The following is a 23980-nucleotide window of genomic DNA, read 5'->3' on the forward strand; positions in this document are numbered from 1 at the left end:
AACTGACTCGCCTCTGACCTGCCGGATCCGCCGCGTCCGTTCGGCATCCGCACGGTGTCCGCCGGTGGCGCCGTCCGCTCGGCCCACGGGTACACGATCCCCGCGGAACCCGTGAAAACCGTGTTGGCCGAAGGTCCCGACCTGCTGCTGGTGCCCGCCGTCGAAATCCCGCAGCCCGAAGCGCTCGTGCGCGAGGTCAGCGGGGCCTCGGGCCGCACCGTGGTGCACGCCCTCAACGCCGCGCGCGAAGCCGGCGTCCGCGTGGCCGCGGCCTGCACGGCCACGTTCTACCTAGCCGAGGCCGGCGTGCTCGACGGTGTGCGCGCCACCACCAGCTGGTGGCTCGGCCCGATGCTGCGCCGTCGCTACCCGCGCGTCGAGGTCGACGAGACGCGCACGCTCTGCGTCGGTGAGGACGTGATCACCGCGGGCGGGGCGCTCGCGCACCTGGATCTGGCGTTGTCGCTGGTCGCGGCCTCCAGCCCGGCGCTGGCCGACCTCGTGAGCCGCTACCTGCTCATCGGCAAGCGCACCACGCAACAGGACTTCGCGGCCACGGAGATCCTCGCGCGCGGCAACCCGCTGGCCGCCGCGTTCGAACGCCGCGTGCGGTCGCGGCTGGGGGAGTCGTTGCAGGTGGCGGCGTTGGCGGGCGAGCTCGGCGTGACCGAACGCAGCCTGCAACGCACCCTGCAGGCCGAGCTGGGGATGTCGCCGCGCGAGTTGATCACAGAGATCCGGCTGCAGCGCGCGATTCACCTGCTGCGCACCACCGGCTTGACCGTCGACGCCGTGGCCGCCCGCGTCGGTTACCTCAACGGCGGCACGCTGCGGACGCTGATCCGCCGCCGGCGTGGTCTGAGCGTCGGCGAGGTGCGTGGCTCAGGCTCGCCGTGGCTCAGTGCTCCGCTGCCGGTGCCTTCGCCGGACTGACCGGCATCATCACGGCCGGGCCGAGGGCGCCCCATCCCGGCACCGGCGCGACCTGCGGTTCGAGGTGCTGCCCGAGCCCTTCGCCCGAGTGGTTCCGCAGGTACCGCAGGCCCCGGCGGAAGCGGCGGTAGGTGCGCGCGGCGATCAGCCCGACGAGCCCGAACACGATCCCGCCCGCGACGTTGGTGTGCGACGCGGGGCCGGTCAACACGAGGTCGGGCAGCGCGGGGAAGAAGGACATCACCGCGATCGTCAGGCACGCGATGGCGACCACGAGCACGAACACCGGTGCCTTGAACCCGGGGCTGCCGCCGGCCATCGCGGTGGCGCCGGCGCGGACGTCGGCGACGGCCTCGCCGTGGCGCTGCACCGCCACCGCGCGGTCGGCGTTGTTCTGGCCGGCGAGCTTCGGGTCCTTCCGCGCCTGCTCGGCCCGGGCGACGACGAGGTCGAGCACCTGCTGCGGGTTCGCGTGCTCCAGGTGCAGCAGCCACTGCCGCCCTTCACCGGCCACGCGCAGCACCGTCTGGTCGCCGACCTGGCCGAGTTGGGCGTAGGCGAGCTCGCTGTAGAGCAGGCCGGGACCGTTGGCGCGCGCGTTGCCGAGCTTGCCGGTGCTGCCGTGCACGAGCCGGTCCCGCTGGACGAGCAGTCGGCCGTCGGTCAGGCGCACCACCACCTCCGTGCGGGCGCCGGCCAGGTCGCGCCCGAGCGGCCGGTTGAGCACGAGCTGCGCGAGGCGACCGCACCCGTACGCCACGACCACGGCGACCGGCGCCGCGACGAGCCCTCGCCAGCCCCCGCCGAAGCCGACGGCCATCTGGATCGCCCCGGCGGAGAGCAGCTCGAACCCGAGCAGCAGCCCGCACCACCCGAGCGCCACCGGCCACACCGTCGGGCGCCGGTGGTATACGAGCACGAAGCCCAGCACCAGCAGCACGTACGGGCTCAAGCCCCGCAGCACCGCCAGCGCGTCCAGCCCGGGTGTCGTGCTCCACCCGAACGCCGCGAACGGCCCCAGGAGCCCCACGAGCACCAGCACTCCCGCGGCGATCCGACGCACCGCCATTCCCGGCCCCGAGGGCAGTGATTCCACCACCGCGCCACCTTGCCACGACAGAGGCTCCCCGCGTGGGTGATCTGTCGTATGCGAACTGTCTATTGTGGACATTTCTGGCGGGTGAATCCCGGATTACCTTGTCGTAGTGGTGCAACCACGAGGCGTCACGCGGAGAAAGGCGCGGTGTGATCTGGGAAGGATGTCGGAATAGGCGAGCCCCGTTCGTCGTAGGAGTGAGGTGGCTACCGACTGAGGGAGATGCTGTGACGAACAGGCTGGAAGCCGCACCCGGCGCAGGAGTGTCCGCTGGGGGCGGACAGCTCAAGCTGGTGCTGATCCTGGGTGTCCTCGTGGCACTCGGCCCGCTGTCCATCGACATGTACCTGCCCGCGCTGCCGACCATCGCGCAGGACCTGCTCACGTCCGAGTCCACCATCCAGCTCACGCTGACCGGCACCGTGCTCGGGCTGGCGCTCGGGCAGCTGCTGGTCGGGCCGCTGTCCGACGCGTTCGGCCGGCGGATCCCGCTCATCACCGGCAGCTTGATCCACGTCGCCGCCTCGCTGCTCTGCCTGGTGGCGCCGAACGTCGAGCTGCTCACCGGCGCGCGCATCCTGCAGGGCCTCGGCGCCTCCGCGGGCGCGGTGCTGGCGCTGGCCGTGGTGCGTGACCTCTACACCGACCGCAACGCGGCGAAGCTGCTGTCGCGCCTGATCCTGGTGATGGGTGTGTCGCCGGTGCTCGCGCCGACGCTCGGCAGTGCCCTGCTGAGCTGGACCGAGTGGCGTGGCGTGTTCGTGGTGCTCGCCGTGATCGGGCTCGCAAGTGCGATCGCCGCGGCGCTGGCCCTGCCGGAGACGCTGCCGAAGCAGCGCCGCCAGCCGTGGGAGCTCAAGGCGACGGTCCGCTCGTACCGCGGGCTGCTCACCGACCGCTCGTTCATCGGCCTGGTGATCGTGGCCGGCCTCGCGATGGCCGGGCTGTTCGCGTTCATCAGCGGCGGCTCGTTCGTGTTCCAGCAGGAGTTCGGTCTCAACCAGCAGCAGTTCGGCCTGCTCTTCGGCGCCAGCGCGATCTGGCTGATCGCCGCGACGCAGGTCAACGCGCGGCTGATGAACCGATACGAGCCGGCTCAGGTGCTGGTCGTCGCGAGCGTGGCGGCCGTCGTGGCCGCGGCGGTCCTGCTGGTCACGGCGCTCACCGGCTTCGGCGGGATGTTCGGCGTCGCGGTGCCCGTGTGGGCGGTGCTGTTCTTCGCCGGCCTGATCCTGCCCAACGCGCCCGCGGTCGCCCTCAACTCCCACGGTGACAACGCCGGCACCGCGGCCTCGCTGCTGGGTGCCGTGCAGTTCGGCATCGGCGCGGCCGTGTCGCCGGTCGTGGGCCTGATCGGCAACAACGCCGCCGCCATGGGGATCGTGATGTTCAGCGGCATCCTGCTGGCCGGCGTCGTCCTGTGGGTTGTTGCCCGGCCGTGGGAGCTCACGGTCCCGGACGAGTCGGCCGGCGACGAGCGGGTGACCGAGCCCTCGGCCCAGCCCGAGCCCAAGGCCGTCGCCTGCGCCGACGCGGTCTGACCGCCTCACGATTGCGGGCATTCTGCCCTCCCTGCCAGGCAGGCTGTATCAAAGGGGCACCAACGAGTCAATAGCCCATCGCGCAAGCGATCAGCCCGTTCGGCGCTGCTAGCTTGACGCGGTGAGTAATCCGCTGATCGCGCCGACGCAAGACTCCACCAAGGCGTATTCGGGTATTTCGCTGCTGGAATCCGCGAATGACTTGTCGACGGCCATCGAGTCGGGTGACTGGGCGTCGGTGGCGATGGGTGCGGTCGGGACGGCGCTGGATGCGTTGTCGATGGCGATGGACCCGTTCGGCGCGATCCTGGCGGCCGGTGTGTCGTGGTTGATGGAGCACGTCGGTCCGCTCAAGGACGCGCTCAACGGGTTGACCGGCAACGCGGATCAGATCAAGGCGCAGTCGGAGACGTGGGGCAACGTCGCCAAGGAGCTGGGCAGCGTCGCCTCCGACCTCAACGACGCGATCAACGCGGATCTGCAGTCGTGGTCCGGTTCGGCGTCGGACGCGTACCGGCAGCGGGGGCAGGATCTGGCGACGTCGTTGCAGGCGGCGCAGAAGGGCTGTGAAGGCGCCTCGTCCGGGGTGAAGACCGCGGGCGAGGTGGTGGCCGCGGTCCGCACGCTGGTGCGCGACATCATTTCCGAGCTGATCGGGCACATGATCAGCTGGGCGCTGCAGGTCGTGTTCACCCTGGGCATCGGTCTGGCCTGGGTGGTGCCGCAGGTCGTGAGCGCGGTGGCGAAGACGGCGTCGCAGATCACCGGCCTCGTGACGAAGCTGGTGAAGGCGCTCAAGGCGCTGGTGCCGTTGCTGAAGAAGGCCGGGACGCTGTTCGAGGACGCGGGCAAGGCGTTCAAGGGCCTCAAGGGCGGCAAGGTCACTCCGCCGCCGAAGACGAAGGACCTCTCCGGCACCCCGAAGGCCCCGCCGGTGAAGACCCCCGGCGGCGACGGTGGCGGCACGCCCAAGGGCGGCGGCTACGAGGGCACGCCGAAGGACTACACCCCACCCCCGGGCAAGTCCGGTGCGGACGACTCCACGAAAAGCTCCGGCTACGAGGGCACGCCGAAGGACTACACGCCGCCGCCCGGCAAATCCAGCGGCGACGACAGCACGTCGGCCTCGGGCTTCAGCGGCGACGCCAAGGACTACACCCCGCCGCCGGCGTCGAAGGGTGGCGACGACTCCACCCACGCATCAAGCTCGGGCGGCGGTGGCTCTTCCGGAGGTGGTGGTGGAACTCCGCCGCCGGTGAAGAGCGACCCGCCCCCGCTCAAGACCGATCCGGACCCGGTGCCGGCGGGCGCCGGCGGTGGCGGCACCCCGAAGGGCGGCACGCCCAAGAGCGCTCCGCCGTCGAACAAACCGGACAACCCGCGCGACACCTCAGTCGACAAGGACAGCCGCTTCTGTGCGTCGGACCCCGTCGACGTCGCCACGGGCGAGATGATCCTCGACCAGACCGATCTGGTGCTGCCGCTGGACCTCGAGCTCTCGCTCGAGCGCACGCACGTCTCCTCGTACCGCGCCGGGCGATGGTTCGGCCGCTCCTGGGCGTCCACAGTGGACCAGCGCCTGGAGGTCGACGACGAGGACGTCTGCTACTTCTCGCCCGACGGCATGGTGCTCGTGTACCCGCTGCCGGCGCCGGGCGCCACGGGCCTGCCGGTGGAGGGGCCGCGGCTACCGCTGACCCGGCGGCTCGACGGCGGCTACGTGCTGGAAGAACCGTTGCGTGGCACCAGTCTCCGCTTCGACCCGGTGGTGGGAGAAGCTCCCGGCGTGCTGCCGCTCACGGCGGTGGCCGGGGCCGGGCAGCGCTTCGACGTCGACTACGACCGGACGGGGCGCCCGGCGCGGATCCGCCACTCCGACGGGTACGAGGTCGCCTTCACCGTGACCCGCGACCGGATCACCGCGATGTCGGTCGTGAACCCCGCCTCGGGTGAGAGTGTGCTGGTCACCCGCTACGGCTACGACACCGACGGCCGGCTCACCCAGGTCGTGAACTCCTCGGGCCGCCCGATGCTGTTCGACTACGACACCCAGGGCCGCGTCACGGGCTGGCAGGACCGCACCGGCACCTGGTACCGCTACGTTTACGACGCGGCCGGCCGGTGCGTGAAGACGGTGGGGGACAAGGGTTTCCGCGACGGCACCTTCGCCTACGACCGCGAGCGCCTCGTCACCGTCTACTCCGACTCGCTCGGCCACCGCACCGAGTACCACCTCAACGAGGCCAACCAGGTCGTGCGGGAGGTCGACGCGGCGGGCCACGCCACGGAGTCCACTTGGGACCGTTACGACCGGCTGCTCATGCGCAGCGACAAGCTCGGGCGCACCACGTCCTTCGAGTACGACGACGCCGGCGCGCTGAGCCGCGTGGTCCGGCCCGACGGCAGCGTCGTGCAGGTCGCGTTGCGCGGCGGACTCGTCGCGGCCATCGCCGTTCGCGACGGCGAGCGCACCTGGACCCGCACGTACGACGAACCGCTTGACCCGTTCTCGGCGCGCCTCGGCGTGGCGGGGGAGTTCCGTCCCGAGGGTGTCGGCAGCGCGGCCGTGCTGCCCGACGCGGTCGCGGAGGCCGAGCGGACCACCAAGGGCTACGTCCCCGACTTGTTCGGCCGGCCGGCGCTCGTCGACACGCCCGGCGGGCAGGTGCGGCTCGACTGGACGGTCGAGGGCCTGCGGGCCGCGCGCACCGGCCCCGCCGGCGGACGCGAGCAGTGGTCGTACGACGGCGAAGGCAACGACGTCGCCCACGTCAGCGAGACGGGCGCCGTCACGCGGCGCGAGTACGGCCCATTCGACGTGGTCGTGGCCGAGGTCGACGAGGCCGGCGGGCGCACGACGTACGCGTACGACACCGAGCTGCGCCTGCTGGCAGTGACCAACCCGCTCGGCCTGACCTGGCGCTACGTCTACGACCACGCGGGCCGCGTCACCGAAGAGCGCGACTTCGACGGCCGCACGCTGCGGTTCGAGTACGACGCCGCCGGACAGCTCGCCCGCGCGTTCAACGGCCTCGGCGAGCTCACCGAGCTCACCTACGACACGCTGGGCAACGTCGTCGCGCGGCGCGCGCCCCACGGGCTCACCACGTACTCCTACGACCCGGTCGGGCGGCTCCGCCGCGCGGAGAACGCCGACGCGGTCATCGAGTACGAACGCGACGACCGGGGTCGCGTCATCGCCCAGACGACCAACGGCCGCACCACCACGTTCTCCTACGCGCCGGACGGCACCCTGGTCACCCGGCGGACACCGTCCGGAGTGGACAGTTCGTGGTCGTTCGGCGAGCGGGGCGCTCCGGTCGGCCTCGCCGGCGGGGGACACGTGCTCGCCTTCGACCGTGACCCGGCGGGCAAGGAGACGGGCCGTTCGCTGGACGGCACGGTCGTGCTGACCCAGGCGTACGACGCCGAGCAGCGGCTCACCGCGCAGGAGGGCCCGAGCCTGCGCCGGCGCTACGACTACCGGGCCGACGGTCACCTCGTCCGCACCTCCGACAGCCTCTCCGGCACCGCGGACTTCCGGCTCGACCCGGCCGGCCGCGTCGTCGAAGCGATCGCGGCCGACCGGCGTGAGGGCTTCCGCTACGACGTGGCGGGCAACATCGTCTTCAGCGGCGTGGCGGGACAGGCGGCGCCCGAAAGCGGCCCGCGGGCCTACCTGGGCAACACCCTCACCTCGGCGGGCGCGATCTCCTACCGCCACGACGCACAGGGCCGGGTCGTCCAGCGCCGCGTCGGCGAGCTCGTGTGGAGCTACGGCTGGGATGGTCAGGACCGCCTGACGGGCGTGACGACTCCGGACGGCACGCGGTGGCGCTACCGCTACGACCCCGTCGGCCGGCGCATCGCGAAGCAGCGGTTCGGGCCGGGCGGCGAGATCGCCGAACAGGTCGAGTTCGTGTGGGACGGCGGGAAACTCGTGGAGGAGTCGCATCGGCTCGCCGACGGCACCACCCGCGTGCGCACGTGGGACTACGACCCGGACACCGACGCCCCGGTGGCCCAGCACGAGAGCACCGGCGGCGTCCGGCTGTTCCACACCATCGTGACCGACCCCGTCGGACGGCCCGCCGAGCTGCTCGACGCCGAGGGCCGGCCGGTCTGGTCGGGCCGCACCACGGTGTGGGGCCGCGACCTGCCGGGCAACGGTGGCGCGACGGCCACCCCACTGCGTTTCCCTGGGCAGTACCTCGACGCGGAAACCGGGCTGCACTACAACCTCTACCGCTACTACGACCCCGCTTCGGGCCGCTACGTCAGCCAGGACCCGCTGGGCCTCGCGCCCGCGCCCAACCCGGCGGCGTACGTGAGCAACCCGCTCCGCATCGCCGACCCGCTGGGGCTGGCACCGACGAGCTGCAAGTCGGGAGGCGGCACCGGCACCACGTCGAGCCGGGCGGGCAGCACGGACGAACCCGCCCACGTCGGCGACACAGGCAGCACGCCGAACCCGTCGCGCGAGCCGTCGCCGGAGCCCGGGCCGTCGCACAAGTCGGGTGACGCGGACACCTCGGCCGATGCCGGTCCGTCGAACTCCGCGGCCGACGGGAAGAAGCACCAGGACGCGCCGGACTTTTCGCACAACCCGGGACCGGACAAGACGCCGAAGTACGTCTACCACGGTTCGGGCGCGCCGCCGGAGACCATCTTCAAGGACGGCCTCACGTCCGACGCGATCAGGCAAGGCGCGGGCCCGAAGGGTCCGAACTACGACATCGCCGGGCACCAGCACCGGTCGTACGGTTCCGGGAGTGGGTACGTGTCCACGTCGGGCGACGTCGAGACCGGATACCAGTTCGTGCCGCAGAAGGTCGGCGGGGAAATCACGCAGTCGACCAAGACCGGGTTCTGGGGCAAGTCCGACGACACGATGTTTTTCAAGCACGAGGGTTACATCTACGAGATCGAAACCGATCCCGGAAAAATGGTCCACCTGCCCTCGCACCCGGACCACGTGCCCACCATGGACGGTCAGAACGAATGGGCCGCGGTTGACCACATCCCGGGCTCGCAGATCTCCGGCGCGTACAAGGTGGACGGGTACTACAACGTCGGCGCCGGGCAGCCGGGCGCGCACCCGAACATCATCTATCCGAACGATCACAAGCTCGTGCCCCAGCTGCAGTACCAGGAGAATCCCGGCTTCGTCCCGAGGCCGGTGCCCAAGGACACGCCGCCTCCGCCCGTGCCGCCCAAGGACTGAGCACACCGAGCTAGCCTGAGTCTGACGACGGATCGGAGAAAGTTGTGGATACCGCCCCGGACCCGCTGCCCGCGGAGCTGCGTGAGCGTGCGCGGCAGTCGCCGGACAGCTGGCTCTACGTGGTGGACCCCGCGATGGAGGGCGCCGAGAACGTGCCGGGCGCCGCGATCGCCGGCGCCTACCGGGTCGACGAGCACGGCGAGATCGCGGGTGAGTTCGTCCCCAACCCGGACTACCGCCCGAGCCCGCTGGCGCTGGGCATTCCCCAGCCCACCAACGAGCTCGAGGCCGCGCTGCAGGCGGTCGTCACCGGCACCGGCGACAACGCGGGCGTCCACTCGGCACTGGTCGACGCCACGGTCTACGTGGTGACCGAACCGGACCGCCCGGTGGTCGCGACGCCGTCCGAGAACGGTGAGGTCGTGCCGGCCTTCACGTCCGAGGGTTACCTGCCCGAACCGCGGCCCGGCCAGGAGTTCCGCGCGGTGGCGGTGCGTGAGCTCGCGGCCGAGCTGGCCACCCGGGATCTGCTGCTCAACCCGGGCAGCGCGCTCAAGGTGCAGGTGCCGGGAGCCAGCCTGGCCGGCTGACGCGTCACAAGTTCAGCTGCGCGAGCCGTTCCGGGTCGGCGAGGATGTTGATCTCGACGATCCGCCCGGCGCGCACGGTCGGGCAGAACACCGACATCGGCTTGCCGTCCACGAGCGCGACCAGGCCGGCCGCGCCGTTGACGAGCACGGGCCGGCTTTCGGCGCCGAGCTGCTCGAACAGCACGGCCTGGTTGGCCACCGCGGCGGCACCGCGAACGAGCCGCGAGCCACCGGCGACGCCGGCGTCGGCGCGGAGCACGACATCCGGGTCGAGGACCGCGAGCAGCGCGTCGAAGTCGCCCGAGCGGGAGGCGGCCAGGAACGCGTCGATCACCTCGCGTTGCGCGGCGACGTCGGCGTCCGGCAGGGCAGCGCCCCGGACGCGGCGGCGCGCGCGGCTGGCCAGCTGCGCCGCGGTGGCGGGAGTGCGGCCGACGATCGGCGCGATGTCCGCGAAGGGCACACCGAACAGGTCGTGCAGCACGAACGCGAGCCGCTCGGCCGGCGACAGCGTCTCCAGCACCACGAGCAGCGCGAGCCCGACGGAATCGGCGAGCACAGCCTCGTCCGCCGGATCCGGGTCCGCCGCGGCGACGATCGTGTCCGGCACGTGCGTCTCCAGCGGTTCCTCGCGACGGGACTTGCGCGAGCGCAGTACGTCGAGGCACACGCGGCTGACGACCGTGGTCAGCCAGCCGCCGAGGTTCGCCACGCCGCTCGTGTCGGCGCGCGAAAGCCGCAGCCAGGCCTCCTGCACGGCGTCCTCGGCCTCGGTCACCGAGCCCAGCATCCGATAGGCGACCCCACGAAGGTGGTCGCGGTGCGCTTCGAACTGCTCCACCAGAACTGCGTCCACTGTCATGTTCCTCCGTCGTGGTCCGTCAGAGGGTTGACGGACCACGGACGAAGGATGTGACAGGAGAACCATGACCGACTTCCAGGCCATCGCCGACCGCGTCGAGCTCGGCGCGCTGTGCGCGGAGTTCACCGACGCCGGGATGATGCGCGACTTCGACCGCCTCGCCTCGCTCTTCGACGAGGACGGCATCTGGCGCATTCCCGAGGCCGGCATCGAGCTCGCCGGTAGAGACGGGATCCGCCACGGGATCGAGCGCTCGCGGCAGATGTGGGAGTACTTCCTGCAGACCGTGCACCCGGGCTCGATCCGCCTCGACGGCGACACCGCCACCGGACGCGCGTACATCGTGGAGTTCGGGCGGCTGCGCGACGGCACCTCACACCTCAACCACTCCGTGTACCACGACAGCTACCGGCGCACGGCCGACGGCTGGAAGTTCACCGAACGCGCGTACGAGATGCACTACGTCGACAGCACCCCGCTCACGGGAAAGGCCTCACCCGCGCTGGGTGAGGTCTTGCCCGGGAAGCTCTCAGACTGAAGTTTCGGGTTGCGAGGAGTGGGCGATCACGGCCCAGATCACGAGGACGTCGAGCACGATCACGATCAGCCCCCACGCCGGGGCGGCCGAGAGGAACGCGAGCATCGCCAGCGCGTTGAACCCGGCGAGCACCACCACGACGACCTTGGCCCAGCCGGCGCCGCTGAACAGGGCGGCGCCGGCGGCGGCCGCGAGCGCGCCGACGATGAGGTGCAGCCAGCCCCAGCCGGTGAGGTTCAGCACGAGGTAGCCGCCCGGCGCGGCCACGTAGTAGTTGTTCTTGAACAGCGCCACGAGCCCGATGATGATGTTGAAGAAGCCGGCGAGCATCGCGATCGTGGCTGCGAACGCGGTCCACCCGTTCGCCGCGCGCGGTTCGGCGAAGCCCGGCCGCGTCGAGTCCATCGCCCGCGGGTCCGTTCCCTGCATCCGGATGTAGTCAGACATAGCGGTGCCTCTCGTCGGTTTCCCGTCGCCCCACGGTGGACCGGCCACGCGTGGGAGTCCTCGCCCGTGCGGGATGAGGTGGGCGTCGCGTTGGTTAGTTTCGGTCAATGTTTCAAGTGTCAACTGTATCTAATGATACGATCTTGCGTGCCGGAACAGCGAGGGGAGCGGGTCATGTCCGAAGGGTGCTGCAGGATCGCTGTCGTCTACTACTCCGCGACCGGGACCGTGTTCACGCTGGCGGAGGCCGTGCGCGAAGGTGCGGTGGCGGCGGGGGCCCAGGTGCGGCTGCGGCGCGTCGAGGAGATCGCGCCGGCGAGCGCGATCGCCCGTAACCGCGACTGGCGTGAGCACCTGGCCGCGACCGGGCACGTTCCCGTTGCCACGCAAGAAGATCTGCTCTGGGCCGACGGGATCGTGTTCGGCACGCCCGCGCGGTTCGGCAACGTTGCCAGCCAGCTCAAGCAGTTCTTCGACACGCTGACCGGGCTGTGGGCGCGCGACCTGCTCGTGGACAAGGTCTACAGCGGGTTCACCTCGAGCGCCTCGGCCCACGGCGGGCAGGAGACGACGTTGCTCGCGCTGTACAACTCCGTTTACCACTTCGGTGGCGTGCTCGTGCCGCCCGGTTTCAAGGGCCACGCCAACGACTCGGGCGGAAACCCTTACGGCGCAAGCCACAGCACGGGCGAGGACGGCTCGATCGCGGTCGACGAACCGGCGCTGGCCGCGGCCCGCGCACAGGGCCACCGCGTGGCGACGATGGCCGCGGCGTTGAAAACCGGCCTCGCGCAGCCCCGGCTCGCGGCCGAGGCTGCGCGGTAGATCAGTCCGCGGTGGGTCAATCCATCGTCGAGTTCTTCGTCTCCGGCGCCCACAGCAGCGAGACGACCAGGCCGCCCACAAGTACCAGCGTGAGGATCAGCATGGTGGGGGAGAAGCCGATGCCGTCGAGGGCCAGAGGCAGCAGGAAAGTGCCGATGGCCGAGCCGACGCGGCTGAGGCCGTTGAGCAGGCCGACGCCGGAGCTGCGCAGGTCGGTGGGGAACAGCTCCGGCGGGTAGACCTGGTCGAGGTTCACGGCGGCGGACATGGTGAACGTGAAGACCAGGAACAGCGGGAAGACCAACGCGGTGGGCGCGTCGGGCCAGATCGCCATCGGCGCCATCGTCGCGATGAGGACCACGAACGACCAGATCGTGAGCCCGCGCCGCGACATCTTCGCCACCAGCCACAGACCGCCGAGACTGCCGGCGAGCAGGAACAGGTTCAGCAGGCCGTCGCTGGTCGTGTCCTCCTCGCCGACGCCCATCTTCAGCAGGACCAGCGGCAGGAACGTGTAGATGGCGAAGTACGGCACCACCTGGGCGTTGTAGAAGATCGTGCCGAACGCCGTGTTGCGCCAGTACTTCTTGCCGAACAGCTCGCGGTAGCGCACGCGCCGCGCCGAGACGTGGTTGCGCACCAGGTCTTCGAACGCCTCGACGTCGCCGCGCAGCCGCTCGACGACCGCCCGCGCCTGGTCGACGCGGCCCTGCGACAGCAACCACCGCGGCGACTCCGGCACGCCGATGCGCAGCAGCACCACGGCGATCGCGGGGATGCTGCTCGACGCGAGCAGCCAGCGCCACGACTCGCCGCCGAGGCTCACGACGTAGTTGCCGAGGAAGAACGCCGCGACGTAACCGACCGTCCACAGCACGGTGAGCGAAGCCAGCAGCCCGCCGCGGTACTTGCGGGGCACGAACTCCGCGACGAGTGTCGGCCCGAGCGCGTAGTCGGCGCCGATGCCGATGCCGATCAACAGTCTCAGGATGAACAGCTGCGTCGGGCTGGTCACGAAGAACTCGGCGGCCGACGCCACAGCAATCAGCAGGAAGTCCACTGTGTATAGCCGCTGGCGGCCGATCTTGTCCGCCGCCCAGCCGACGACGATGCTGCCGAGGAAGATCCCGATCAGCGCCGACGCGCCGAGTAGCCCCTCCCACACCGTGCCGAATCCGAGCTGCGCCGCGATCAACGGCAGGGCGATGCTGATGATGCCGAGCTCGTAGCCGTCGGAGTAGTTGGCGCAGAAGGTCAGCGCGGTGATGCGGAGGTGGAAGCGGTTGAGCGGGACGTCGTCGAACCCTGAAGAATTTGACGCTGCGGACCCTCCTCCCTCTTTACTCGGGGAGGAAGAGGTCTTGCTCTGCGGCATAGTCTTCGAAGCCTTCCAGTCGTTGCCGGGCCAGGGCGCCGGCCGCGTCGGCCATCGCCTCGACGAGCGCCACGGTCAGGGAGGTGACCGCGGCGTGGGAGTCGAACACGAACTCGGAGGCGACGCCCGCGTGCAGCACGTCGTCGGCGAGCGGAGTGAGCGCCGAGACGGGCCGGTCCGTGATCAGGAGCGTGCGCAGGCCCAGTGCGCGAGCCTGCTCGAGGGCCGCGGCGCTCTCCCGGGGGTAGCGGGGGAGCGAGACGAGGACGAGCGTCCGAGCGCCACACCGGTGGGCGTGGCGCAGGGCGTCGCCGAAGACGCTGCCGGGGTCCGTGAGCAGGCGGACGTCCGGGTGGATCTTGGTGGCGAGGTAGGCGAACGACGCGGCCTGCGCGGCCGAGACGCGGTAGCCGGCGACGACGAGCGGCACGGAGTCCATGAGGTTCGCGGCGATCGTTCTGAGGCGGGTGTCGTCGGCCAGCTGCGCGCGCAGGGCGGTGAGGTTGCGCAGGTCGGCGTCGATGGCGTCCTGGAACTTGTTGCCGCCGCACTCGGGCTCGGGCTCGGCCGCGGCCTCGCGCAGGTAGCGGCGGAACCCGGCGTAGCCGTCGAACCCGAGCAGCGCGACGAACCGCGTGACCGACGGCTGGCTGACCTGCGCGTACTCCGCGAGCTCGCCGCTGGTGAGCGCTGCCGCCTCTGCGGCGTGGTCGGTGAGGTAGCTGGCGATGCGCCGCTGCGCCGGGGTCAGCCGATGGGCGGTGAGCAGCTCGTGCAGCGACCGGGACAACCCGGGCCTCCCTTGCCAGCGGAGCGAATGAATAGTTTCATGTCACCATAGGAATGAATGAAAACTTGTCAAGAGGGGTGGCGATGACCGACTCCAGCCGCATCGAGATCAGCGGGTCCGGCCTCCGCTGTGCCGACGTGGTCCGCGTGGCTCGTCGCAGCGCGTGGACGGAGCTGGCGCCCGAAGCCGTGACCGGCGCCGCGGCGAGCTACGAGCTGGCGGTGGAGCTGGGCGCCAAGCGCGCGGTCTACGGCCGCACGACCGGCGTCGGCGCGAACCGGCACACGGTCGTCGACCCGGAGTCGGCTGACCACCACGGGTTGCGCTTGCTGCGCAGCCACGCCGGCGGGACGGGCGAGCCGCTGGCGGACGAGGTCGTGCGCGCCGTGATGGCGGTCCGGCTCAACCAGCTGGCGGCCGGCGGCAGCGGCGTGCACCCGCGGCTGCTGCGTGCTTTGGAGACGGCGTTGCGGGTCGGGGCTCTGCCCCTGGTGCACTCGCGCGGCGCCATCGGCACCGGCGACCTGACCGCGTTGGCCGAGGTCGCCCTGACGCTGGCCGGCGAGCTCCCGTGGGCCGCCGGCGACCTCGACCCGCTGCCGATCAGCCCCGGCGACGCGCTCGCGTTCATCTCCAGCAACGCCGCCACTCTCGCCGAGGCCGTCCTGGCCTGGCACGACCTGCGCCGCTTGCTGTCCGCGTCGCATGTGGTGACGGCTCTGACCTTCTGCGCTCTCGGCGGCTCTGCCGAGGCCTATTCGGCGCGCGTCCACGCCGCCCGCCCCCATCCCGGCGCCGTGTTCTGCGCCGCCGAACTCCGCCGGCTGCTGTTCGAAGGCGACGAGGTCGTGGAGGGCCGCCGCCTGCAGGACCCGTTCGGCCTGCGCGCTTTCCCCCAGGTCCAGGGCCCGGCCCTCGACGCGGCGGCCTCGGTGGAGCGCGTCCTGGACATCGACATCAACGCCGCGGCCGAGAACCCGCTGATCGACGTGGAAACCCAGCAGGCCTACCACCACGGCCAGTTCTCGACGGCCCACGTCGCGCTGGCTTTCGACCACCTGCGTGCCGCTCTGCACCACGTCGCCGAGCTGTCCACCGCCCGCCTCGGCGACCTGGTCGAGCCGGATCTCAGCGGCTTGCCCCCTTTTCTCGCCCAGGGCCCCGCCGGAAGCTCCGGAATCATGATCCTGGAATACGTCGCCCACGACGCCCTGGGCACCCTCCGCCACGCCTCGTCCCCCGTGACACTCGGCACCGCGGTCATCTCCCGCGGCCTCGAGGACCACGCGAGCTTCTCCACGCACGCCGTCCGCAGCACGGTCGCCGCGACCGCCGCCTACCGCACCGTCCTGGCCTGCGAACTCCTCGCCGCCGTGCGCGCCCTGCGCCTCTCCGGGGTCGCCCTGCCGAACACCCCGCTGCGCGAAGCCTTCCGCCTCGCGGAGGGGACCCTGCCGTACCTCGCGGAGGACCACCCGCTGAGCGCCGAGATCAGCCTGGCGGAGCGGTTGTTGGACCGGCTCGCTGTGCTGTGATGTTTCGCCTCCCGGACGGCATTGCCGTCGCGAGTTGGCGCGGGGGCCGGTTCATGCCCGAACGTCATCGCCGGTAGCGGCGTTCTTGAGATGACCTGAGGCGCTGGTTAGCCTGGCCGCACCCGAGTCACGTGGGCGGCCCGTCGGTGTTCGCGGTGCGGCGTTCTTGGGACTGGAACGTCGAGGACAAGCGCGGTACCGCGGAGGACGAGCATGGAACTGCAGCCAAGGCGACAGGCGTGCGGGCTCGTGACCGACGGAGGGTACGGCTCACGGTGAGCGGCAGAGCGGAAGGCGCCGACCAAACAGCGACCACGGAACCGACACCCCACCCTACGATCACCCGTCGCGAACGGCACTGCCGAACCGACCCGACCGGGCCCGGCACCTCGCGCTGGGCGCGGCAGCCCGGGCTCGGCGTGGCGGGCCTCCTGCCGGTGGTCGTCGTCGCGGTGCTGATCGCCATCGGGGCCGGGGGTGCGGAGTCGTCGTTGCTGGTGCTCGCGCCGATCGTGACGTTCGCGCTGCCGGTGGTGTCGATGATCGCGTTCTGGTGGGAGGACTGGCCGGGCACGCGGCTCGGGCCGGATTGGGCCGGGTGGGCGGACACGGCGCTCATCGTGGTCGCCGGGATCGGGCTCACGCTCTTCGGCGAGGCCGTGGTGGGCCACCTGTCGTTCGCCGCGATCTTCGACCCGACGCCGGAGAACCTCGAGCTGAGCACGTTCCCCGTGACGATGCCGCTCGCGGGCGCGGCGTTCGTGGTGATGCTCGAACTGACGCTGGTGAGCGAACACTGGCCGCTGCGTCTGTGGCTCAAGCCCATCCCGGGCGGGATCTGCGCGGTGGTGCTGTCGTGGGCGATCTCGATCCTGCTGTACGTGTTGCTGCTCGGCGGAACCCCGTTCAAGGGCGGCGGCCAGGGGCTGCTCGATCCCGGCGTGTTCGGCGCGGTGCTCACGTTCATCGGCGTGTGGCAGGTGCTGCTGTTCGTGATGTGGCGCGGCTGGCCGTTCCACTACGTGCGCAAGCAGTGGGTGCGGTTCGTCTGCGCGAACGTCGCGACGATTGGCGCCGGCATCCTCACCTACGTGGTGCTGCGATGGTTGCCCGTCCCGACGTTGTCCGCGCTCGCCGGCGACTTCGTGGCCGCGGGGCTCGTGGTCGGCATGCTCTTCGAAGACGCCCTGCCGGCGCGCTGGCCCGCATGGCTCGAACGAACCGTGTCCCTGCTCCTGACGCTGGCCCTCGCCGCGGTGCTGCACGTGGCCCTGCTGGCGCTGGCCGAAGAACTGCACTGGAACCGCGGCACGCCGATCGGCTGGGTCGGCCACGTCACCCTCAACGCCATCGGCGTGTCGGTGATCCTGCACGTCGCGATCGGCCGCCGCTGGCCGCTCGCGCGCAAGAACTGAGAGCTAGGCGGGTTTGCGCGCGACGTAGTAGAGGTCCATCACGTCGTCGGGACGCTTGCCGGTGGTCACGTCGGTGAAGCCCGCCTTCGCGAGGCGCGCCAGCGCGTCCTGCTCGCCCCACATCGTGCCGAGGCCGACGCCGCCTTGGGCGAGGGAGACGCTCATGCAGTAGAAGACGGAGAACGTGTACAACGCGGGCGCGAGCGGGTGCGCGATGTTGTCCTCGAGCCGCGTCGAGCACGCGGTGTCCTGCATGAGGTAGGTGCCGCCGGGGCGCAGCACGCGGTGGATGGCCGCGAGGACGTCGTCGGGCGCCGCGGAGTCGTGGATCACGTCGAAGGTGGTGACGAGGTCGTACTCGCCTTCGAGACGGGTGGCGTCGGAGACGGCGAACGAAGCGTTCGTCAGCCCCCAGTCCCGTGCTTCTTCCCGCGCGGCGGCGATGCCGGCTTCGGAGACGTCCACGCCGGTGAAGGTGCTGGCGGGGAACGCGCGTGCCAGTAGGTTGACGGCGTGGCCCTGGCCGGTGCCGACGTCGAGCACCGCGATCCCGCGGGTCAGCCGCTCTGCCAGGCCGGGCGCGAGCGGCAGGACGGTGGTGAGCAGCTCGGCGTCGAAGGTGCGCGCGGACTCTTCGCCCTGCAGCTTCTGGAACCGCGGGTACGCCGAGTACGGCACGCCGCCGCCGTCCTTGAACGCGGCCACCACCTGCTGCTCGACCTCGCCCATCATCGCGAGGTACTGCAGCATCGAGGCCTGGTTGCCCAGGCCCGCGGCGCGGGTGAGCGACGCGGCGTGCTCGGCCGGCAGCGTGTAGCGACGAGTCTCAGGGTCGTAGGAGACGATGCCGCTGACTGTCATCGCGGCGAGCCATTCCCGGACATAACGCTCGTTCAGGGCGGCGGCCCCGGCGATCTGCTCGCTCGTCGACGGGGCCAGGCCGGCCAGCACGTCGAACAGGCCGGTCTGGTGCCCGACGCTCACCTGCAGGGCGAGGCACGCCTCGTTGAGCATCGTTTTCATGCGCTCGGCGAAGGCCGGTGTCTCGGTCACTGCTGCGCTCCTCTTGCCGTGGTCCACTGTGGACGAAAGTCTCGTGGCGAGCCTACGCCGAGGACAGTTTCCGGGTCAGCGCATGGGCTTCACGCAGCAGCAGCGCGCCCAGCTCGGTGAGCCGCTCCGGCGGGAAGCGGAACTGCACGCCCGTCAGCGAAAGCGCCCACGCGGGCGCGCCCGAGCGGCCGAACACCGCGGCCGCCAACCCCCAGCTGCCCTCGACGACGAGGCCCGGGTTGAGCGAATAGCCCGTCTCGCGGGTGCGCGCGATGCGGGCGCGGAGCTCGTCCGCGCTGTGCGCCGCGCCCCACTTCTGCGTCAGGTCGACGCGGCCGAAGTACTCGTCGATGTCGCGGTCGGGCAGGAAGGACAGCACGACGAGTCCCGCCGAGACGACGCCGAGGGGAAAGCGCGCGCCCTCGTACAGGACGAAGGAGCGGATCGGGAAGCTGCCGTCCTCGCGGAGGAGACACACGGTTTCGTCGCCCCGGCGGGCGGAGAAGAACGCGCTCTCGCCCGTGGCCTCGGCCAGGCGGTGGACGCTCGCGCGCGCGTGCTCGGTCACGTCGTAGCGCTGGGCGGCGACCTCGCCGAGCAGGTACAGCTCCGGGCCCAGGTGCCACTGCCCGGTGCGCTGGTCACGGTCCACGAACCCCTCGTCGCCCAGCGCGGTAAGCAGTCGGTGCGCGGTCGGGCGGGCCAGACCGGCGGCGCGCGCGACTTCGGTGGTCGTGGAGCCCTGGCCGTGAGAAAGCGCGCGCAGCACCGCGGCCGCGCGGCCGACGAGGTGGTCCGGGGCGTTGCTCATGCTCTGCAGCATACGTTCACGCGTTCACTGAGTGAACGCCGCTCTCGACCGGCGACCATCGAGTGAGAGGCCCAGGCGACGTCGTTGACCAGGCGCAAACCCATGCTCTTGAGTGACGCCGTCCGATCATTCAGTGGACGGAAGGAACACCTTGCCGACGATCTACCCCAGCGCCGCCGAAGCACTCGCCGGCGTGCTCACCGACGGCGCGACCCTCGCCGTGGGCGGGTTCGGCCTGAGCGGCAACCCGACGGACCTCATCGAGGCCGTGCGCGACTCCGGTGCGCGCGACCTGACCGTGGTGTCCAACAACATGGGCGTCGACGGCCAGGGCCTCGGGATCCTGCTCGAGAACCATCAAGTGTCCAAAGTGGTCGCTTCCTACGTCGGTGAGAACAAGCTTTTCGCCCGCCAGTTCCTCGACGGCGAGCTCGACGTGGAGCTCGTCCCGCAGGGCACCCTCGCCGAACGCCTGCGTGCCGGCGGCTCCGGCATTCCCGCGTTCTACACGCCGACGGGCGTCGGCACCCCGGTGGCCGACGGCAAGCCCCACGCGGACTTCGACGGCCGGACCTACGTGCTCGAACGCGGCATCGTCGCCGACGTGTCGCTGGTCCACGCCCACACGGCCGACCGCGCCGGCAACCTCACATACCGCTTGGCGGCACGCAACTTCAACCCGCTCGTCGCTTCCTGCGGACGGGTCTGCCTCACCGAAGCGGAGATCCTGCTGGACGACTTCGTCGACCCGGAAAGCGTGATGACGCCGGGCGTGTTCGTCCAGCGGCTCGTCCTTGCGAGGCAACGGGAAAAGGCCATCGAGAAACGCACCGTCCGCCCGAAGGAGGTGGCCCGCGCATGAGCTGGACCCGCGACGAAATGGCCGCCATCGCCGCCCGCGAACTACGCGACGGCGACTACGTGAACCTCGGCATCGGCATCCCGACGCTGGTCGCGAACCACGTGCCCGACGGCGTCCACGTCACGCTGCAGAGCGAAAACGGCATCCTCGGCCTGGGCCCGTTCCCGGTCGAGGGCGAGGAGGACGCCGACCTCATCAACGCCGGCAAGCAGACCGTCACCGTGGCCCCCGGCGCGAGCTTCTTCGACTCGGCCACGTCGTTCGCCATGATCCGTGGCGGCCACATCGACCTGGCGTTGCTGGGTGCGTTGCAGGTCGCCGCCAACGGGGACCTCGCCAACTGGAGCGTCCCCGGCACGCTGGTCAAGGGCATGGGCGGCGCGATGGACCTGGTCGCCGGCACGAAACGCGTGGTCGTGCTGACCGATCACGTCACGAAGGACGGCGAGCCGAAGCTGGTGTCGCGCTGCACGCTTCCACTGACCGGTACCGGCGTGGTCGACCGCATCATCACCGACCTCGCCGTCCTCGACATCACCCCGGACGGCCTGCGGCTGGTGGAAGTGGCGCCAGGGGAGGACGCGGCCGGTGTTCGGGCGCGGACCGGTGCCCCGGTGGTGTGAGAGTGTCTTCGGCAGATTCATCGCGGCCGATTCCCCGGCGCCGACCCGGTGTCCCAGCGGCTCAGAAGGCCAGCGACACCGGGTATGCCCCCGCGAGGAGCACGATCACCACGCCGTTGAGGATCCGGTAGTCGCGCAGGATGCCGATGAACTCGCGGATCGTGGCGCTCGGCACGTAGTACCAGGCGGTGTGGGAGCCGACGACCTGGCCGTTGACCTTGAGGCGTCGCGCCAGCATCGCGGTGCGGAAGGCGTGGAAGTTGTTGGTGATGAGCAGGCAGTGGTAGCCGGGTTTGCGTTCGGTCATGAGCTCGCGGCTGTAGATCAGGTTCTCGCGCGTGGTCGTGGAACGGTCCTCCAGCACGATCTCCTCGCGCGGAATGCCTTGCGCCACCAGGTAATCGGCCATCGCCTCGGCTTCCGGCTGCGTCTCGTCGGCACCTTGACCGCCGGACGTGACGAGCGTGGGCGCCGCTCCTCGCGCGACTCCCGCGTCGTACAACGCCCGCCCCCGGTCGAGCCGGCTGGCCAGCAGCGGCGGCACCGCACCGCGGATCAGCCGCGACCCGTGCACCACGATGAAGTCCGCGCCCTTCGGCGGCCGCAGCAGCCCGTACCCCACCGAACACAGCACGAACGCGGCGAACGCGAGGCTGAGGTAACCGAGCACAATGGACACACTGATGATCACCACCTCCACCGCGCGCGGCACCGCGTTCTTCCCCAGCACCAGCAACGCGGGCGCGAAGGCGAACATCGCCAGCCCCGCGAGCAGCGACAGCAGGTTCCCCAGCCGCCGCCCCTCGCGGCGCACCATCTGCAGTCCGTTGAGCACCAGGAACGCCGGCAGCAGCACCGCGACCACGAGGAAGAACGCGATCGCCAGCACGCTGCCGTCGACCACGTCGTGTACCGCGGGGATGTCCAGCAGCGCGAAGATCACGCCGATCGCGAGGAACAACAGTCCGGCCAGTAACAACACGCCGTTCAGCAGCCGCCGCCGCTCGAAGCGGAAGCTGATCGCGAAGCCGGCGAAGAACGGGATCGACGTGAGCAGGTAGGCCACGCTCCGAAGATAAGGCGATCATGGCCGGGCAGGCGGCCCGAGTGGCTTCCCGTTCGAGTGAACCGGGCGGGTCAGCCGCACCAGCCCCAGTCGCTGTGGACGTAGGCGTAGGTGCCACCGCTGTTCGCACGGCTGTAGATGTAGCCGCCGAACATGACACAACGAGCCCGGCGCGGAGACGTAGTCGCTGGCGTAGTGGGAGAAATTGCCGCTGTCGTAGCCGCCCGCGCCGTTCTGGGCATCAACGTAGGCCGTGGTGGTCATGGCGACGCCCGGCCTGAAGCCGATGGTCGTCGCCTTCGCTGCCGGGTAGCCTCGATGCCGTGATCCACCACGTGCAAGTGGCCTGCCCGGCCGGGGCGGAGGACGCGCAGCGCGCCTTCTACACCGGGGTGCTCGGGTGGCCCGAGCTGCCGAAACCGCCGCTGCTCGCCCGGCGCGGCGGGTGCTGGTTCCGCGTGCCCGGGGTCGGCGGGCCGGACGGGGAGCTGCACGTCGGCGTCGAACAAGACTTCCGGCCCGCGGGAAAGGCGCACCCGGCGTTCGTGGTCGACGTGGACGCCACGGCGGAGGCGGTGGCGGCCGCCGGGCACCGGGTGGTGTGGGCGGATCCGGCGGAGATCCCCGGACGGCGCCGGTTCCACACGTTCGACGCGGTGGGCAACCGTCTCGAGTTCCTGGAAGGCTGATGCAGAAAATCTTCGCGTTGGCCGGTGGCGTGGTGCTGGGCGCCGGCACTTACCTGACACAGCTGACGCCGTTCGGCTGGACGACCAACTCGATCGCGACCTGGTCCGCGCTCGCCTTCCTCGTCGGCTGCGCCGGCGGGCGGCCGTCGTGGCGGGTCGCCGCGGCGGCGGTGGGTTCGCTGCTGCTGGCGCTCGTGGTCTGGTACGGCGTGGCCCAAGCCGTGAACGGCCTCTACTCCGCCGGTGCACTGGTCACCGCCGCCGTGTGGGCGGTCGGTGCGGTGCTCGCGGGGATCGTCTTCGGCCTCGGCGCGGCGTGGTGGCGGCACCGGCCGGACAGCCGGCCCGGCGCCGTCGGCCTCGCGCTGCTGGTCGCGCTCTTCGCGGTGGACGGGCTGTACCGGCTCGTGGTCCTCGGCTCGCCCGGCGCGGGCGTGACGATGCTGGTCGTGGCCGCGGTGCTGCTCGCCGTCCTCAGCCGACACTCGTGGCGGCCCGCCGCGGCCACCCTGCCGCTCGTGGCCCTCGGCGCCGGCGGTTACGCCTTGCTGGGCTTGGTGTTCGGCGGCGGTTCGTAGAACTTCAGGAACATCGCCACCCCGGACTCGATCACGTCTGGCGAACCGGGCTGCACGCACAGCGCGTACAGCTGGCTCACCGCCGCGGCCGGGTCGGGAATCCGGATGCCCGGCAACGCGCGCACCGCGGTTTCGAGCACCCGCCGCAGCTCCGCCGGCACGCGACCGAGCCACGCCGCGGTGTCGTCGGGGAACCGCTTTGCCTCCGCCTCCAGCACGGAGTGCAGGTTGACCATCGCGGGTGACGTCAGCACGTCGACGCACGCTTCGCACAGCGCGCGCAGATCGAACTCGCCCGACGACAGCTTGCGCGCCGCCGCGACTGCCTCGTCGAGCTGCTCGGTGATCACCGTGCGGAACAGGGCTTCCTTGCTCGTGAAATGGCTGTAGATGGTCACTTTCGACACGCCGGCGCGCTCGGCGATCTCGTCGAGGCTCACGCGGAACCCGTGCTCGGCGAACGCCGCGAAGGCCGCGCGCACCACGGCGTCGCGCTTGCCCTGCTGCGGCGCCGGTTCGGCCACGACGCCCCGGCGTCCGGCGGTGCCGAACGCGAGCGCGGACATCAGCTCCACCGCGACGTCGTCGCTCAGCCCGCCGCGCGGCACCAGTGAGCGCCAGGTGCTGAAGTCCAGCGCGTGCCGAGCCGTCGCACGAGCCGGCTGGTCTTCACCCGCGATGTGCGCGATGTCCTCGAGCAGCGCCCGGTACTCCTCCAGTGAGCGCTCGACGACCGGCATGAACCCGGCGTCGCGGGTCAGGTTCGCGAGCATGTCGGCTGTTTCGCCGTAGTACGCGTACACGGCGCTGAGGGCTTCCTCGAACCGGCACTGCGGTTCATCGACCTGGCGCCACCGTGCGGGGTCGGGCAGCGGATGCAGCGACCAGAAGTGCTCGGAGCACGCTGCGAAGAGCTCGTCCTCGGTGGGGAAGTGGCGGTACAGCGTGTTTCGCCGGACGCCGGCGAGCTCGGCGACGGCGGAGATCGTGGTGCGGGCCGGGCCCAGGCTGCCGTGCAGCTGCATCGCGGCCTCGGCGATGCGCGTGCGGGTAACCAGCACGTCGTCGGCGCGCTTGCCGAGGTCGTAGTTGCGCGACCGCACTACCTGAGACATCGCTGTTAGTCC

21 protein-coding genes are annotated in these 23980 nt (G+C 71.0%); 12 read left to right on the forward strand and 9 right to left on the reverse strand.

The window, feature by feature from the left end:
* Window positions 1-54: 54 nt before the first annotated feature.
* Window positions 55-933: a helix-turn-helix domain-containing protein gene (locus tag AB0H62_RS24720; RefSeq protein WP_360588409.1), complete on the forward strand. Its 879-nt coding sequence runs from the start codon at window positions 55-57 to the stop codon at window positions 931-933.
* Here the strand turns inward: AB0H62_RS24720 and AB0H62_RS24725 are convergent.
* Window positions 899-2032 carry a hypothetical protein gene (locus tag AB0H62_RS24725; RefSeq protein ID WP_360588411.1) on the reverse strand — a complete coding sequence of 378 codons (1134 nt, stop codon included), beginning with the start codon at window positions 2030-2032 and terminating at the stop codon, window positions 899-901. The genes AB0H62_RS24720 and AB0H62_RS24725 overlap by 35 nt on opposite strands.
* Window positions 2033-2256: 224 nt before the next feature.
* Between AB0H62_RS24725 and AB0H62_RS24730 the strand changes: the two genes are divergently transcribed.
* The 3 genes from AB0H62_RS24730 to AB0H62_RS24740 all read left to right on the forward strand — a co-directional run bounded on the left by AB0H62_RS24730 (window position 2257) and on the right by AB0H62_RS24740 (window position 9384).
* The gene (locus tag AB0H62_RS24730; RefSeq protein WP_255638709.1) at window positions 2257-3570 is read left to right on the forward strand and encodes a Bcr/CflA family multidrug efflux MFS transporter; all 1314 of its coding nucleotides are present in this window, start codon (window positions 2257-2259) and stop codon (window positions 3568-3570) included.
* A 121-nt stretch (window positions 3571-3691) separates the two neighbouring features.
* The gene (locus AB0H62_RS24735; protein WP_360588413.1) at window positions 3692-8794 is read left to right on the forward strand and encodes a DUF6531 domain-containing protein; all 5103 of its coding nucleotides are present in this window, start codon (window positions 3692-3694) and stop codon (window positions 8792-8794) included.
* Window positions 8795-8838: 44 nt separating this feature from the next.
* Complete coding sequence (locus AB0H62_RS24740) at window positions 8839-9384, forward strand: type VII secretion system-associated protein (RefSeq protein ID WP_360588415.1); 546 nt, start codon at window positions 8839-8841, stop codon at window positions 9382-9384.
* A gap of 4 nt (window positions 9385-9388) precedes the next feature.
* On the opposite strand, the gene AB0H62_RS24745 is transcribed toward AB0H62_RS24740, so the two are convergent.
* On the reverse strand, window positions 9389-10246 hold the full coding sequence (locus AB0H62_RS24745) for a sigma-70 family RNA polymerase sigma factor (protein WP_360588417.1): 858 nt from the start codon (window positions 10244-10246) through the stop codon (window positions 9389-9391).
* Between the two features lie 64 nt (window positions 10247-10310).
* Between AB0H62_RS24745 and AB0H62_RS24750 the strand changes: the two genes are divergently transcribed.
* On the forward strand, window positions 10311-10784 hold the full coding sequence (locus AB0H62_RS24750; RefSeq protein ID WP_220246730.1) for a nuclear transport factor 2 family protein: 474 nt from the start codon (window positions 10311-10313) through the stop codon (window positions 10782-10784).
* On the opposite strand, the gene AB0H62_RS24755 is transcribed toward AB0H62_RS24750, so the two are convergent.
* Window positions 10776-11231, reverse strand: coding sequence for a hypothetical protein (locus AB0H62_RS24755; protein ID WP_360588420.1), 456 nt, complete (start codon window positions 11229-11231; stop codon window positions 10776-10778). The genes AB0H62_RS24750 and AB0H62_RS24755 overlap by 9 nt on opposite strands.
* Window positions 11232-11405: 174 nt before the next feature.
* On the opposite strand from AB0H62_RS24755, the gene wrbA reads away from it, so the two are divergent.
* Window positions 11406-12056 carry an NAD(P)H:quinone oxidoreductase gene (gene wrbA, locus AB0H62_RS24760; protein WP_220246732.1) on the forward strand — a complete coding sequence of 217 codons (651 nt, stop codon included), beginning with the start codon at window positions 11406-11408 and terminating at the stop codon, window positions 12054-12056.
* Between the two features lie 16 nt (window positions 12057-12072).
* Here the strand turns inward: wrbA and AB0H62_RS24765 are convergent, their stop codons facing one another.
* The gene (locus tag AB0H62_RS24765; protein ID WP_360588422.1) at window positions 12073-13431 is read right to left on the reverse strand and encodes an MFS transporter; all 1359 of its coding nucleotides are present in this window, start codon (window positions 13429-13431) and stop codon (window positions 12073-12075) included.
* A complete protein-coding gene (locus AB0H62_RS24770; protein WP_360588424.1) occupies window positions 13397-14221 on the reverse strand; it encodes a MurR/RpiR family transcriptional regulator in 825 nt (274 codons plus the stop codon). The genes AB0H62_RS24765 and AB0H62_RS24770 overlap by 35 nt, the downstream gene beginning before the upstream one ends.
* 83 nt (window positions 14222-14304) lie before the next feature.
* Between AB0H62_RS24770 and AB0H62_RS24775 the strand changes: the two genes are divergently transcribed.
* Both AB0H62_RS24775 and AB0H62_RS24780 read left to right on the forward strand, forming a co-directional pair.
* Window positions 14305-15756, forward strand: a complete 1452-nt coding sequence (locus AB0H62_RS24775; protein WP_220246735.1) for an aromatic amino acid ammonia-lyase — start codon at window positions 14305-14307, stop codon at window positions 15754-15756.
* A 275-nt stretch (window positions 15757-16031) separates the two neighbouring features.
* The gene (locus AB0H62_RS24780; RefSeq protein ID WP_360588427.1) at window positions 16032-17171 is read left to right on the forward strand and encodes a hypothetical protein; all 1140 of its coding nucleotides are present in this window, start codon (window positions 16032-16034) and stop codon (window positions 17169-17171) included.
* Between the two features lie 3 nt (window positions 17172-17174).
* Here AB0H62_RS24780 and AB0H62_RS24785 read toward each other — a convergent pair whose 3' ends face one another.
* Both AB0H62_RS24785 and AB0H62_RS24790 read right to left on the reverse strand, forming a co-directional pair.
* Window positions 17175-18224, reverse strand: coding sequence for a class I SAM-dependent methyltransferase (locus AB0H62_RS24785; RefSeq protein WP_360588429.1), 1050 nt, complete (start codon window positions 18222-18224; stop codon window positions 17175-17177).
* 52 nt (window positions 18225-18276) lie between these two features.
* A complete protein-coding gene (locus tag AB0H62_RS24790; protein WP_360588431.1) occupies window positions 18277-19035 on the reverse strand; it encodes an IclR family transcriptional regulator in 759 nt (252 codons plus the stop codon).
* A gap of 151 nt (window positions 19036-19186) precedes the next feature.
* Between AB0H62_RS24790 and AB0H62_RS24795 the strand changes: the two genes are divergently transcribed.
* Window positions 19187-19897, forward strand: coding sequence for a CoA transferase subunit A (locus AB0H62_RS24795; RefSeq protein WP_360588632.1), 711 nt, complete (start codon window positions 19187-19189; stop codon window positions 19895-19897).
* On the forward strand, window positions 19894-20520 hold the full coding sequence (locus AB0H62_RS24800; protein ID WP_220246740.1) for a 3-oxoacid CoA-transferase subunit B: 627 nt from the start codon (window positions 19894-19896) through the stop codon (window positions 20518-20520). The genes AB0H62_RS24795 and AB0H62_RS24800 overlap by 4 nt, the downstream gene beginning before the upstream one ends.
* Window positions 20521-20581: 61 nt before the next feature.
* Here the strand turns inward: AB0H62_RS24800 and AB0H62_RS24805 are convergent, their stop codons facing one another.
* The gene (locus tag AB0H62_RS24805) at window positions 20582-21586 is read right to left on the reverse strand and encodes a YdcF family protein (RefSeq protein ID WP_220246741.1); all 1005 of its coding nucleotides are present in this window, start codon (window positions 21584-21586) and stop codon (window positions 20582-20584) included.
* A gap of 323 nt (window positions 21587-21909) precedes the next feature.
* Here AB0H62_RS24805 and AB0H62_RS24810 point away from each other — a divergent pair, with 323 nt between their 5' ends.
* Both AB0H62_RS24810 and AB0H62_RS24815 read left to right on the forward strand, forming a co-directional pair.
* On the forward strand, window positions 21910-22275 hold the full coding sequence (locus AB0H62_RS24810) for a glyoxalase (RefSeq protein WP_220246743.1): 366 nt from the start codon (window positions 21910-21912) through the stop codon (window positions 22273-22275).
* Window positions 22275-22853, forward strand: coding sequence for a DUF6518 family protein (locus AB0H62_RS24815; protein WP_360588434.1), 579 nt, complete (start codon window positions 22275-22277; stop codon window positions 22851-22853). The genes AB0H62_RS24810 and AB0H62_RS24815 overlap by 1 nt, the downstream gene beginning before the upstream one ends.
* Here the strand turns inward: AB0H62_RS24815 and AB0H62_RS24820 are convergent.
* The gene (locus AB0H62_RS24820; protein WP_220246746.1) at window positions 22814-23968 is read right to left on the reverse strand and encodes a TetR/AcrR family transcriptional regulator; all 1155 of its coding nucleotides are present in this window, start codon (window positions 23966-23968) and stop codon (window positions 22814-22816) included. The two genes, AB0H62_RS24815 and AB0H62_RS24820, sit on opposite strands and share 40 nt — an antisense overlap.
* Window positions 23969-23980 lie beyond the last annotated feature (12 nt).

The organism is Amycolatopsis sp. NPDC050768, from assembly GCF_040654155.1.
GTDB lineage: Bacteria > Actinomycetota > Actinomycetes > Mycobacteriales > Pseudonocardiaceae > Amycolatopsis.

Coding starts and splice junctions, on each gene's coding strand:
- AB0H62_RS24745 (WP_360588417.1), bottom strand. CDS start 10,246: ATGACAGTGGACGCAGTTCTGGTGGAGCAGTTCGAAGCGCACCGCGAC.
- AB0H62_RS24750 (WP_220246730.1), top strand. CDS start 10,311: ATGACCGACTTCCAGGCCATCGCCGACCGCGTCGAGCTCGGCGCGCTG.
- AB0H62_RS24755 (WP_360588420.1), bottom strand. CDS start 11,231: ATGTCTGACTACATCCGGATGCAGGGAACGGACCCGCGGGCGATGGAC.
- wrbA (WP_220246732.1), top strand. CDS start 11,406: ATGTCCGAAGGGTGCTGCAGGATCGCTGTCGTCTACTACTCCGCGACC.
- AB0H62_RS24765 (WP_360588422.1), bottom strand. CDS start 13,431: ATGCCGCAGAGCAAGACCTCTTCCTCCCCGAGTAAAGAGGGAGGAGGG.
- AB0H62_RS24775 (WP_220246735.1), top strand. CDS start 14,305: ATGACCGACTCCAGCCGCATCGAGATCAGCGGGTCCGGCCTCCGCTGT.
- AB0H62_RS24790 (WP_360588431.1), bottom strand. CDS start 19,035: ATGAGCAACGCCCCGGACCACCTCGTCGGCCGCGCGGCCGCGGTGCTG.
- AB0H62_RS24800 (WP_220246740.1), top strand. CDS start 19,894: ATGAGCTGGACCCGCGACGAAATGGCCGCCATCGCCGCCCGCGAACTA.
- AB0H62_RS24815 (WP_360588434.1), top strand. CDS start 22,275: ATGCAGAAAATCTTCGCGTTGGCCGGTGGCGTGGTGCTGGGCGCCGGC.
- AB0H62_RS24820 (WP_220246746.1), bottom strand. CDS start 23,968: ATGTCTCAGGTAGTGCGGTCGCGCAACTACGACCTCGGCAAGCGCGCC.